The following is a 12,792-nucleotide window of genomic DNA, read 5'->3' on the forward strand; positions in this document are numbered from 1 at the left end:
TTCAAGAAGCGGCTTTTTTCATGCAGTCGGCAAACCCGCGCATCAACCGGCGCGCTTATCCCGCTCGATCACCGCATAGGCGCTGTGATTGTGAATCGACTCGAAGTTCTCGGCTTCGAGCACATAGGCGACGATCCGCTCGTCCGCATTCAGTCGTTGCGCGACGTCGCGCACCAGGTCTTCGACGAACTTCGGATTTTCGTAGGCGCGCTCGGTGACGAACTTCTCGTCCGGGCGCTTGAGCAAGCCCCACAGTTCGCACGAGGCTTCTTCTTCGGCGATACGGATCAGCTCTTCCACGGCGACGTCGCCGGCCAGCTCGGCGTTGATCGTGACGTGCGAGCGCTGGTTATGCGCGCCGTACTGCGAGATCTTCTTCGAACACGGGCAGAGGCTGGTAACCGGCACCTGCACTTGCAGGAACAGACGCGTTGCGCCGTTGCGGGTCTCACCCGTCAACGTGACTTCGTAGTCCAGCAGACTTTGCACACCCGACACCGGCGCGGTCTTGTTCACGAAGTAAGGGAAAGACACTTCGATGCGGCCCGCCTCGGCTTCGAGCTTTTCGAGCATCGCGGCGAGCATGGTGCGGAACGTTGCGGGCTCCAGCGGCGCCTTGTTCTCTTCGAGCAACGCGACGAAACGCGACATGTGCGTGCCTTTCTGGTCAGCCGGCAAATGCACGTCGAGATTCCATGTGCCGACCGTCGGCTGAACCTCGCCGGCTTGCGTGCGCACTGTCAAAGGATGGCGCACGGCCTTCACGCCAACCCGTTGAATCGGGATCTGGCGGGTGTCGGGCGTGCTTTGCACGTCGGGCATCACAAAGGCGGGATTCATCTGGTTCATTGTCTTGTCCTTTCAGGAAACGCCGGGCCGCCCCAAGTCTTCCACCCCGGAGAAAATCACTTTGGGGGCTTGCGCCTTCGGGAGCTGCCGCAAGGCAACAGCCTTCGGGGCGCTCAGCGGCCGCGCGAATCCAGGCGCGCAACGGCAAACGCCGGCCCCTGCCGGCGTCGAATAATGGGCCCGAAGGCCCACCGATTCAAGTTGGAGATTGCTATGGCCGCCATAGCATGACGGCCGCGCAGCAAGCAGCGCCGCTTAAGCGACGCGCTTCACCGACGACTGGCCGCCGACTGCGCCGCTCAACAGAAAACGCTCGCGGATCGACTTGGCAATGCCCGCGGCGTCGAGACCGCACGCGGCGAGCAGCTTGGCCGGATCTCCGTGATCGATGAATTGATCGGGGAGGCCCAATTGTAGTACCGGCCGAGTAACCCCACTGGCAAGCAGGGCTTCCACGCACGCCGAACCCGCGCCACCCATCACGCAGCCTTCTTCGACTGTGACGATGGCGTCGTGCGTTTCGGCCAGTTGACGGACCAGATCGGCGTCCAGCGGCTTCACGAAGCGCATGTTCGCGACCGTCGCGTCCAGTTGCTCGGCCGCTGCCAGCGACGGCGCGACCATCGTGCCGAACGCCAGGATCGCAATGCGCTTTCCAGCCGGCTGCGACGTTTCGCGACGAATCTCACCCTTGCCAATCGGCAGCGCGGCCATTTGCTTGACGGTGGCAACACCCGTGCCGGCGCCACGCGGATACCGCACCGCCGTCGGATTCGGCTGCTGCAATGCCGTGTACAACATTTGGCGGCATTCGTTTTCGTCCGACGCGGCCATCACCGTCATATTCGGGATGCAGCGCAGGAACGCCAAGTCGTAAGCGCCGGCGTGCGTTGCACCGTCGGCGCCGACGAGGCCCGCGCGGTCGATCGCGAACACCACCGGCAGGTTCTGCAGTGCGACGTCGTGAATCAGTTGGTCGTAAGCGCGTTGCAGGAAGGTCGAGTAGATCGCGACGACCGGCTTCATGCCGTCCGCAGCGAGGCCACCGGCGAACGTCACCGCGTGTTGCTCGGCAATGCCGACGTCGAAGTACCGATCCGGGAAGCGCTTCTCGAACTCCACCATGCCCGAGCCCTCGCGCATGGCCGGCGTGATACCGACCACACGCGCGTCCAGCTCGGCGGCGTCGCACAGCCATTCGCCGAACACCTGCGTGTACGTTTTCTTCGACGGCGTGGTGGCCGGCTTGATGCCCTCGGCCGGATTAAACTTGCCCGGGCCGTGGTACAGCACCGGATCGGCCTCGGCGAGCTTGTAGCCTTGGCCCTTCTTCGTCACCACGTGCAGGAATTGCGGACCGCGCAGCTCCTTGATGTTCTGCAGCGTCGGGATCAGCGAATCGAGATCGTGACCGTCGATCGGGCCGATGTAGTTGAAGCCGAACTCTTCGAACAGCGTGGCCGGCACGATCATGCCCTTCGCGTGCTCTTCGAGCTTACGCGCGAGATCGAGCATGGGCGGCGCGACACGCAGCACGCGTTCGACGCCCGCGCGCGCGGCGGCGTAGAAGCGGCCCGACATCAAACGCGCCAGATGGCGATTCAGCGCGCCGACCGGCGGCGAAATCGACATGTCGTTGTCGTTCAGAATGACCAGCAACGGCACGTCGTCTTCGACGCCGGCGTTGTTCATCGCCTCGAACGCCATACCGGCCGTCATTGCGCCGTCGCCGATCACGGCGATGCCCATGCGGTTGTCGCCCTGCAGCTTGCTCGCGACCGCCATGCCGAGCGCCGCGGAAATCGACGTGCTGGAGTGCGCCGTGCCGAAGGTGTCGTATTCCGACTCGTCACGCTTCGGGAAGCCCGAGATGCCACCCAACTGACGCAGCGTGTGCATCTGGTCGCGGCGGCCCGTCAGGATCTTGTGCGGATAAGTTTGATGGCCCACGTCCCAGACGATCCGGTCGTGCGGCGTGTCGAACACGTAGTGCAGCGCAATGGTCAACTCGACTGTGCCGAGGTTGGACGAAAGATGGCCGCCCGTCTGCGATACGCTGTCGAGCACAAAGGCACGCAACTCGTCGGCAAGCGGTTGCAATTGGCGGCGATCGAGGCGGCGCAGTGCTGCCGGGTCGTCAATGGTTTTCAGCAAGTCGTACATCGTCGTTCCATTGTAGGAAAACTTACGCGCCCGCACTTCATACATGCGCCCCATGACGGAGGCGCGCGGCGGCGGGCTTTCGCGTTCAGCTAACCCGGTTCACCACCAGGTCGGCCAATTCGGCAAGACGCTGTGCGCGTGCGCCAAACGGCGCCAGCGCAGCGTGGGCATCGCTGCGCAGCTGTGCCGCGAGCGCGCGCGACGCGTCGAGTCCAATAATCGACACGTAGGTCGGCTTGCCGTCCTTCGCGTCTTTACCAGCCGTTTTGCCGAGCGTCGCGGAATCGGTCGTGACGTCGAGAATATCGTCGACGACCTGAAACGCGAGGCCGACAGCGGCCGAATATGCGTCCAGCGAACGCATGGCTTCCGCGCTCGGCGTTTCACCCGCAAGCGCGCCCATGCGCACCGCGGCACGCAACAAGGCGCCGGTTTTCATGCGGTGCATGGTTTCGAGTTGCACGCGCGTCAGCGTGTGGCCGACGCTCGCCAGATCGATGGCCTGCCCGCCGCACATGCCGATCGAGCCGCTCGCCAGCGCCAGTTCGCGCACGAGCGCGGCCTGTTGCGCCGGGGCCAGCACGTCCGAGGTCAGCGCGACAAACGCTTGCGATTGCAGCGCATCGCCGACCAGCAATGCCGTGGCTTCGTCATACTTGACGTGTACCGTGGGCTTGCCGCGACGCAGCGCGTCGTCGTCCATGCACGGCATGTCGTCGTGGACGAGCGAGTACACATGAATCATTTCCAGTGCCGCCGCTGCCGCGTCGAGGCATTCGGCGCGCGCGCCGGTCAGCTCGCCGGCCGCGTGGCACAGCAGCGGGCGAACCCGCTTGCCGCCGCCCAACACCGCGTAGCGCATGGCTTCATGCAGCGTGGCGGGCTCGGTTGCCTCGGTCGGCAGGTAATGTTCTAGTGCCGTTTCGACGCGCTCCAGCACCGAGCGCATCCATTGTTCGAATGTCATAGGTCGTCCCCGCTCTCAGTAGCGGCTGTGCCTGCGGTATTCATGGGCAGCGGCTTGAGCGTCTCGCCGTCGAGCACGCGCACCTGCTGCTCGACCTTCTCGAGCTGCTGCTGGCAAAACGCCACGAGGGCCGCGCCACGCCGGTAGGCGGTGAGCGACTCCTCGAGGCTGAGGTTGCCGCTTTCCATGCGCGCAACCAGCCCCTCCAGCTCCGCCTGAGCGGCCTCGTAATTCTCGGGCAGCGGCGTAGTGTCGACGCCTTCGGCTGGCGTGGCAGCAGTATCTTTCGACGCGGTCTTCGCCATGAATAGTCGCAAAATTAAAACAAGTCGGACATTCTACGGCAAAAGCGACAATTCCGATCCGCTCGCCGCCCTACGCCCCGCCTTCCGGCCCTCCGCTGCCTTACCAGTCTCGCAGAAAAAAAGTGATCGGTCTGCGGCGAAAAGGTCGAACTTACTTGACATTTTTGACCCAAATCAGGCACTTAAGCGCCCCAAGAAAGGGGAAACGGGTATAATCGCGGGCTCCCTAAATCGAAACCTTCGATGGTTGGGTTGTTCACTGCTTTCACGTCTTCACGGGAGTGGGAATGTCCAATCTGAGCAATGCATTGCAGTTGCGGTCTGTCCACAGCCAGCTGCCAGTCACGGCTTACTTTGACGAAGCGCTTCTAACGCGCGAAATCGACACCCTTTTCAAGAAAGGTCCTCGCTACATCGGCCACGATCTCATGGTGCCCGAAGCGGGGAATTATTTTGCTTTGCCGAGCGAGAGCGAAGGGCGTGTGCTCGTCCGTAACCAGCAGTCACAAGTCGAACTGCTGTCGAACGTGTGCCGCCACCGGCAAGCCATCATGCTCAACGGCCGCGGCCAGACGGAGAATATCGTCTGCCCCCTGCATCGCTGGACCTACGACCTGAACGGCCAGCTCCTCGGTGCGCCGCATTTTGCGGATAACCCCTGCCTGAATCTCGGCGCCACGCCGCTGCAGAACTGGCAAGGCCTGCTGTTCGAAGCGCAGGGGCGCGACGTCGCGCGCGATCTGGCGCGTCTTGGCACCAAAGAACATTTCGATTTTTCGGGCTTCATGTTCGATCACGTCGAAGTCCACGAGTGCAACTACAACTGGAAGACCTTTATCGAGGTCTATCTGGAGGACTATCACGTCGCGCCGTTCCATCCGGGCCTCGGCAGCTTCGTCAATTGCGACGACCTGACGTGGGAGTTCGGCGACTGGTACAGCGTGCAGACGGTCGGTGTGCACAAGGATCTGGAGCAGCCGGGCAGCCCGACGTACCGCAAGTGGCACGACGAAGTGCTGCGTTTTCGCGGCGGCAATCCGCCGGAATTCGGCGCGATCTGGATGGTGTACTACCCGGGCATCATGATCGAGTGGTATCCGCATGTGCTGGTGGTGTCGTGGCTGATTCCGCGCGGTCCGCAGAAAACCACCAACGTGGTGGAGTTCTATTACCCTGAGGAAATCGCGCTGTTCGAACGGGAGTTCGTCGAAGCCGAGCGCGCCGCCTACATGGAAACGGCCCGCGAAGACGACGAGATCGCCGAGCGCATGGACGCTGGCCGCCGTGCGCTGATGAATCGCGGCGAATCGCAGGTCGGCCCGTATCAGAGCCCGATGGAAGATGGCATGCAGCACTTCCACGAGTTCCTGCGGCGTGAACTCGGCACGATCTGATTGGCGCCTGCCCGTATTCCTCAGGCAGCACGCACGCATGGAAAGACGGACTTCGGTCCGTCTTTTTTGTTTAGACTAACAACATAGCTCGGCCGCCATCGCCAGTATCGAGGAGACGTCATGCCCCACACTCATTACACCACTCTGATCTCCGCGGCCAATCTCGCGGAACGCCTCGCCGCCGCGCCGGGCAGCGTGTTCGTCATCGATTGCCGTTTCGATCTGGCCGACCCCGAAGCGGGCGAAAAAGCCTATCTGGCTGGGCATCTGCCCGGCGCCCATTACCTGCACCTCGATCGCGACCTGTCGGGGCCGAAGAACGGCCAGAACGGCCGCCATCCGTTGCCGGATCGTGCGCGGCTGGTAGAGACGCTGGAGTCGCGAGGTCTGAAGCAAGGACAGCAAGTCGTCGCCTATGACGCGCAAGGCGGCATGTACGCCGCCCGTGCATGGTGGCTTCTGCGCTGGCTCGGTCACGACGCGGTCGCGCTGCTCGACGGTGGACTGCAAGCATGGGAGGCCGGCGGCCATCCGCTGACGCAGGACGCGCCCGCCCAGAACACCGGCGACTTCAAAGCCGGCGCGCCGCTGTCCGTCACGGTCGATGCGCAAACGGTCGAGCGCAATCTGGGCTCGAAGGAACGGGTCGTGGTCGACGCGCGCGCAGCCGACCGCTATCGCGGCGAGAACGAGACGCTGGATCGTGTCGGCGGCCACATTCCCGGCGCGCTCAACCGCTTCTTCAAGGACAACCTCACCGCCGACAGCCGCTTCAAGCCGGCTCATACGCTGCGCGAGGAATTCCACGCGCTGCTCGCCGACACGCCGCCGGAGCACGTGATACTGCAATGCGGTTCCGGCGTGACGGCCTGTGTGAATGCGCTGGCGATGGAAGTCGCCGGCCTGCACGGCGCGGCGTTGTATGCGGGATCGTGGAGCGAGTGGAGTTCGGATCCGAAGCGGCCCATCGCAACGGGCCCGAATCCTTGAGCGTCAAGGTCAGCGCCCGGTAGGCGAGAAGTTGGAAAAGGCCGTTCAACCACGCTCAGGCAGCAACGGCCTTCTTGAACCGCGAGCGCGAGGGCTCGCCGGTCAGCGTAAAAAACAGGCGGTTCAGGCTACGCCATGCTGCTTGAACCACGCCAGCGTACGGCGCCAGCCGTCTTCCGCGTCGGCCTTTTTGTAGCTGGGGCGGTAATCCGCGAAAAACGCGTGACCCGCATCTTCATACACGACGAACTGCGAACCGCGTCCCACTTGCGGACCTTGCGCGATGGCCTGCTTCATCTGTTCGAGCGTGTCCTGCGGAATGCTTTGATCTTGCAACCCATAGAGTCCCAAGACCGGCGCATGAAGCTGCGCGACCTCGTCGAGCGGATTGGCCGGCGTTATCGCGTTCTTTGCGCCCGTTACTCGTCCATACCAGGCGGCGCCCGCCTTCAATCGCGGGTTATGTTCGGCGTACAGCCATGCAATGCGCCCACCCCAGCAGAAGCCGTTCACGCCTAGGCGGTTCAGATCGCCGCCATGCTCGCCCGCCCAGGCAACCGTCGCGTCGAGATCGCCGATGACCTGATCGTCCGGCACCTTGCTGACCAGTTGCTCGTTGAGCTGCTGCATGCTCGTATAAACGGTCGGATCACCCTGCCGCTCGTACAGATTCGGCGCGATCGCGAGATAGCCCTGCTTGGCGAAGCGCCGGCACACGTCGGCGATATGCTCGTGCACGCCAAAAATCTCGTGCACGACGATGATCACCGGCAAGTGCGTCTTACCCTTCGGCTGCGCGCGGTACGCCGGCACCAACGTGTCGCCGGAGCGTACCGCCACTTCGCCTGCTTCGAGACCGTCGCTGTCCGTATGGATAGTTTGCGCGGATACCGGCAGCACGGCGGCGGCGAATCCGGTGCCGAGCGCTGCTTTAATGAAAGTGCGACGGTCGAAGGGGACGTGCGGGACCAGGCTGTCGATCTCGGGTTTCAGCATGCGGCGCTCCTCGGTTGAACGTTGGAGGCAACAGGATACGCCTGACACGCATCCTGTTGCACAAGCAACGTTTCCGGGCGCCGACCAGGCGCGGCACAGCCCAAGTCAGTGGAGCTTGACCCGCGGCAGCGTTGTCCGGCGTAACCAGTGAGCGAACGTATCGAGCACCATCCGCGCGTAGCCGTGCAGCGCGGCGATGTGCAGCCGGTACAGCGACATGTACATGAAGCGCGCGAACAGCCCTTCGATCAGCATATTGCCGCCGATCACCCCGCCCATCAGATTGCCGACGGCGCTGAAATGCCCGAGCGACACCAGCGAACCAAAGTCGCGATAGGTAAATTCCGGCAACGGCTTGCCATCGAGCCGCGCCGCCAGCGCCTTCATCAGAAAGCTCGCCTGCTGGTGAGCCGCCTGCGCGCGCGGTGGCACGTTGCGCTCATTGCCCGGCCACGGACAAGCGGCGCAATCGCCAAGCGCGAAAACGTTGTCGTCGATTTCGGTTTGCAGCGTGCGGCGCACGACGAGCTGGCCCAGACGATTCACCGGCAGGCCGTCGAGCTGGCTCAGCACCGCCGGCGCCTTGATACCCGCCGCCCACACCGTCAAATCGGCGCGCACGGTTTTGCCGCTTGCGGTGCGGATCAGGCCGGGCGCGACTTCGGCCACGGTTTCGCCGATCATCAGCTTCACACCGAGCTTGGTGAGCAGCTCGGCCGTAGCTGTCGAAACCCTTTCCTGCAAAGCCGGCAGAATGCGCGGCCCCGCCTCGATCAGCACGATCCCGACGTCATGCCGCGGATCGAGCTTATGCAGGCCGTATGCGGACAGCACCTGCGCGGTGTTGCGCAATTCCGCCGACAGTTCCACACCGGTTGCGCCGCCGCCGACAATCGCCACCTGAATGCGCGGCTCGCCCGTGGACGACGTGCCCGGACCCGATTCGACGGGCTCGTGCACCTGGTGTTCGGCACGCATGCAGGCCGCGATCAGGCGTTTGCGGAAACGCTCGGCCTGACTGACCGTGTCGAGCGCAAGGGAGAATTCGGGCGCACCCTTTACGCCGAAGAATGCGGTCGTGCTGCCGATCGCGATGATCAGCGTGTCGTATTCAAGCTCGCGTTCGGGTAGCAGTTCGGCGCCGTCGTCGTCGAGCACGGTTCCAAGCGTGAGGCGCTGGTTCGCGCGGTCGAGGCCCGTCAGTTCGCCCTGCTGAAATTCGAAGCCATGCCAGCGCGCTTGCGCCGCATATTCGAGTTCCTGCGTGAAGGGGTCCATGCTACCGGCCGCCACTTCGTGCAACAGCGGCTTCCAGATATGCGTCGGATTCCGGTCGACGAGCGTGACCTGCGCCCGCACGCTGCCCTTGTTCTTGTGGGGTGCGTAGCGATCGCCCAAACGCGTCGCCAGTTCCAGTCCCCCCGCGCCTCCGCCAACGACGATAAAACGATGCATTGAACTCTCCGTGTTTGCCGATGGGTTATGCGTCGCCGCGACGCGCACGATATCTCACCCGAGCGCGCCGCCTTTGAGCGATTGTCCGCGAGCAACACGGGTTGTCACAAGCCATCAATGCGCATGTGTGACATGCGCACGACGATATCGCGCCCCGTCATACGCAAGTCAATGCGCTTCTTCCCAGTTCAGGCCGGCGCCCACTTCGGCGACCAGCGGCACCTTCAGGTCGGCGACACCGCACATCAACTCGGGCAAGCGCTTGCGCACGTCGGACAATTCCGCGTCCGGTACTTCGAGAATCAGTTCGTCATGCACCTGCATGATCATGCGCGTACCGATCTTCGACTCTTCGATCCATTTCTGCACCGCGATCATCGAGAGCTTGATCAGATCGGCGGCCGTGCCTTGCATCGGCGCGTTGATCGCGGCGCGCTCGGCGGCCTGACGGCGCGGACCGTTGCCGCCGTTGATCTCGGGCAGCCACAGCCGGCGGCCAAACACCGTTTCGACGTAGCCCTTGGCCTTCGCGCTCACGCGCGTTTCGTCCATATAACGCGCCACGCCCGGATAACGTGCGAAATAGCGGTCGATATAGAGCTTGGCCGCGTCGCGCGTAATGCCGAGGTTCGAGGCGAGCCCGAACGAACTCATGCCGTAGATCAGACCAAAGTTGATGACCTTGGCCACGCGGCGCTGGTCGTTCGAGACTTCGAGCGGCGTTACGCTGAATATCTCCGCCGCGGTGGCGCGGTGAATGTCTTCCCCTTGCGAGAACGAACGCAGCAACGATTCGTCGCCCGAAATGTGCGCCATGATGCGTAATTCGATCTGCGAGTAGTCCGCGGAGACCAGCTTGTGCCCCGGCGGTGCAATAAACGCTTCGCGAATACGGCGGCCTTCGCCGGTACGGACGGGAATGTTCTGCAAGTTCGGATCGTTCGATGCCAAACGTCCCGTCACCGCCACGGCCTGCGCATAGTTCGTATGCACGCGTCCCGTGGTGGCGTTGACCATGCGCGGCAGCTTGTCCGTGTAGGTCGATTTCAGCTTCGACAGGCCACGATGTTCGAGCAGGATCTTCGGCAGCGGAAAGTCTTCCGCGAGTTTTTGCAGCACTTCTTCGTCCGTGGACGGTGCGCCGCTCGGGGTCTTCTTGACCACCGGCAACTCCAGCTTCTCGAAGAAGATCTGCCCGATCTGCTTCGGCGAACCCAGATTGAATTCGCCGCCGGCCAGCACATACGCCTCGCTTTCCAACTGGATCAGGCGGGTGGCGATTTCGCTGCTTTGCTGACGCAGCTTCTCCGCATCGATCAGCACGCCCGTGCGTTCCATCTTCCGCAGCACGCGCGAGGTGGGCAGTTCGATGTCTCGATAGACGTACTCGAGCGTTTTCTCCGCCGCCACCTGCGGGTACAGCACCTGGTGCAGCCGCAAGGTGATGTCGGCGTCTTCCGCTGCGTATTCCGCGGCCTTGTCCAACGCGACTTCGTCGAAGCCGATCTGCCCCGCGCCCTTGCCCGCCACCTCTTCGTACTTGATCGTCTTCACACCGAGATGACGCAGCGCGAGGCTGTCCATGTCGTGCGTGCGATGCGATTCGACCACGTACGATTGCAGCAGCGTGTCGTGTTCGATACCGCGCATTTCGATGCCGTAGTTCGCCAGCACCTGCTCGTCGTACTTGAGATGCTGGCCGACCTTCTTGTGCTGCACGCTTTCGAGCCACGGCTTGAGCTTTGCGAGCACTTCGTCGCGCGGCAATTGCACGGGAGCGTCCGGGCCGCGATGCGCGAGCGGCACATAGGCCGCACGGCCTGCCTCGACCGACAACGACAGCCCCACGATCTGCGCGACCATGGGGTCGAGCGAGGTGGTTTCCGTATCGAAGGAGGTCAACTCGGCCGCGTTGATCCTCTCGAACCACGCGTCGAATTGCTCCCACGTCTGCACGGTGTCGTAATGGCGCTCGTGATCCACCGACAAAGCAGGCGCCACGTCGGTTTCCGGACCTTCCACGGCGTCCGCGATTTCCACTTCGCGCAGCCACGTCTTGAAGCCGTGGCGCGTGAACACCTCGCGCAATTCCTCGCGCGATTCCGGCCGGCTTTGCAGGCTTTCCTCGATCGAGACGATATGGTCGGTCATATCGCAGTTGCGATCCACCGTGACGAGTTTCTTCGCCATCGGCAGAAAATCGAGCGCACGGCGCAAATTGTCTCCTACCGCACCTTTAATTTCGTCCGCATGTGCGACGATGCCATCCAGCGACTCGAATTGCGTCAGCCATTTGATCGCTGTTTTCGGCCCGCATTTCTCGACGCCCGGCACGTTGTCGACGGTATCGCCGATCAACGACAGGTAGTCGACAATGCGCTCCGGCGGCACGCCGAACTTGGCGAGCACACCGGCGCGGTCGAGCGTTTCGTTAGTCATCGTATTGATGAGGGTGACATGATCCGACACAAGCTGCGCCAGATCCTTGTCACCCGTCGACACGATCACATTCATGCCACGCTTTTCCGCTTCGGTGCTGAGCGTGCCGATCACGTCGTCGGCCTCGACACCTTCTATCATCAGCAACGGCCAGCCGAGCGCGCGCACGGCCACATGAATCGGCTCGATCTGACGCGAGAGATCGTCCGGCATGGACGGGCGATTCGCCTTATAGTCGGGATACCAGTCGTCGCGAAACGTTTTGCCCTTGGCGTCGAACACGCACGCGCTATACTCTGCTGTGACTTCCTTGCGCATGCGCCGCAGCATGTTGATCATCCCGTAGAGCGCACCTGTCGGACCACCGTCGGGGCTGCGCAGATCAGGCATCGCATGGTAGGCCCGGTACAGATAACTCGAACCGTCGACCAATAGCAGGGTCTTACCTTCAAGGCTTCGTTCTTCAGGCATTATGACTAAGAGAAAAGTGATTCCGAGTCTGCGATCACTCGCAGATCAAGAGCGCGCAACGGCCAAAAAGGCCCGCGCATCGTGGCAGATGTTCACGATTATGGCAGAGTTTATCGAGGCGACCGAGTACCTCTCGGAGATTCGCCCGGCTGTCAGCATCTATGGTTCGGCTCGCCTGAAACCGAACTCGCCCTACTACAAACTTGCCACGCAAATCGCGCGCAAGTTGTCCGACGCCGGCTTTGCGGTGATCTCGGGCGGCGGCCCGGGCATCATGGAGGCGGCCAACAAGGGCGCTCATGCGGGCAAGGCCCCGTCGGTCGGTCTGAACATCGAATTGCCGCACGAGCAATCGGGCAATCAATGGCAAGACATCTCGCTGCGCTTCCGCCATTTCTTCACGCGCAAGGTCACGTTCGTGAAGAACTCGGACGCCGTGATCGTCATGCCCGGCGGCTTCGGCACGCTGGACGAACTTGCCGAAGTGCTCACGCTCATCCAGACCAAGAAGTCGCGTCATGTGCCGATCATTCTGGTGGGCGCGGAGTTCTGGGAAGGCCTGCTTGCGTGGTTCAAGAACTCGCTCACGCCCATGGGCCTGATCAACCCGGCCGACATGGACCTGATGCAGGTCATCGACGATCCGGACCAGGTGCTCGAAGCGGTGCTGAAGTTCTATGAAGACCGCGAAGAAACCGAGCCGCAGCCGACCAAGTCGGATGAAGACCGGATGTTCTATCTGTGAGTCTGCGCGCTTCGCGCT

At 62.7% G+C, this 12,792-nt stretch carries 10 protein-coding genes; 3 read left to right on the forward strand and 7 right to left on the reverse strand.

From position 1 onward, the window contains the following. Positions 1–42 precede the first annotated feature (42 nt). The 4 genes from folE2 to BLW71_RS28360 all read right to left on the reverse strand — a co-directional run bounded on the left by folE2 (position 43) and on the right by BLW71_RS28360 (position 4,284). Positions 43–849: a GTP cyclohydrolase FolE2 gene (folE2, locus tag BLW71_RS28345; RefSeq protein WP_091804716.1), complete on the reverse strand. Its 807-nt coding sequence runs from the start codon at positions 847–849 to the stop codon at positions 43–45. Positions 850–1,104: 255 nt separating this feature from the next. After that, the gene (gene dxs / locus BLW71_RS28350) at positions 1,105–3,012 is read right to left on the reverse strand and encodes a 1-deoxy-D-xylulose-5-phosphate synthase (protein ID WP_091804719.1); all 1,908 of its coding nucleotides are present in this window, start codon (positions 3,010–3,012) and stop codon (positions 1,105–1,107) included. A gap of 85 nt (positions 3,013–3,097) precedes the next feature. After that, positions 3,098–3,979, reverse strand: coding sequence for a polyprenyl synthetase family protein (locus tag BLW71_RS28355; RefSeq protein ID WP_091804721.1), 882 nt, complete (start codon positions 3,977–3,979; stop codon positions 3,098–3,100). Next, positions 3,976–4,284: an exodeoxyribonuclease VII small subunit gene (locus tag BLW71_RS28360; RefSeq protein ID WP_007178839.1), complete on the reverse strand. Its 309-nt coding sequence runs from the start codon at positions 4,282–4,284 to the stop codon at positions 3,976–3,978. The genes BLW71_RS28355 and BLW71_RS28360 overlap by 4 nt, the downstream gene beginning before the upstream one ends. Positions 4,285–4,571: 287 nt before the next feature. On the opposite strand from BLW71_RS28360, the gene BLW71_RS28365 reads away from it, so the two are divergent. Together BLW71_RS28365 and BLW71_RS28370 are read left to right on the forward strand one after the other, a co-directional pair. Next, positions 4,572–5,678 (forward strand): aromatic ring-hydroxylating oxygenase subunit alpha, encoded by a 1,107-nt coding sequence (locus BLW71_RS28365; RefSeq protein ID WP_091804723.1) that lies wholly within the window; start codon positions 4,572–4,574, stop codon positions 5,676–5,678. A gap of 120 nt (positions 5,679–5,798) precedes the next feature. Continuing rightward, the gene (locus BLW71_RS28370; protein WP_091804726.1) at positions 5,799–6,668 is read left to right on the forward strand and encodes a sulfurtransferase; all 870 of its coding nucleotides are present in this window, start codon (positions 5,799–5,801) and stop codon (positions 6,666–6,668) included. 123 nt (positions 6,669–6,791) lie between these two features. On the opposite strand, the gene BLW71_RS28375 is transcribed toward BLW71_RS28370, so the two are convergent. The 3 genes from BLW71_RS28375 to polA all read right to left on the reverse strand — a co-directional run bounded on the left by BLW71_RS28375 (position 6,792) and on the right by polA (position 12,029). After that, positions 6,792–7,664, reverse strand: a complete 873-nt coding sequence (locus tag BLW71_RS28375) for a dienelactone hydrolase family protein (RefSeq protein ID WP_091804729.1) — start codon at positions 7,662–7,664, stop codon at positions 6,792–6,794. Between the two features lie 105 nt (positions 7,665–7,769). Continuing rightward, complete coding sequence (locus tag BLW71_RS28380) at positions 7,770–9,119, reverse strand: NAD(P)/FAD-dependent oxidoreductase (RefSeq protein ID WP_091804732.1); 1,350 nt, start codon at positions 9,117–9,119, stop codon at positions 7,770–7,772. A gap of 168 nt (positions 9,120–9,287) precedes the next feature. Next, a complete protein-coding gene (polA, locus tag BLW71_RS28385) occupies positions 9,288–12,029 on the reverse strand; it encodes a DNA polymerase I (RefSeq protein WP_091804734.1) in 2,742 nt (913 codons plus the stop codon). A 1-nt stretch (position 12,030) separates the two neighbouring features. On the opposite strand from polA, the gene BLW71_RS28390 reads away from it, so the two are divergent. Next, positions 12,031–12,774 carry an LOG family protein gene (locus BLW71_RS28390; RefSeq protein WP_091804736.1) on the forward strand — a complete coding sequence of 248 codons (744 nt, stop codon included), beginning with the start codon at positions 12,031–12,033 and terminating at the stop codon, positions 12,772–12,774. Positions 12,775–12,792 lie beyond the last annotated feature (18 nt).

Origin of the sequence: Burkholderia sp. WP9, from assembly GCF_900104795.1 — a bacterium.
GTDB lineage: Bacteria > Pseudomonadota > Gammaproteobacteria > Burkholderiales > Burkholderiaceae > Paraburkholderia.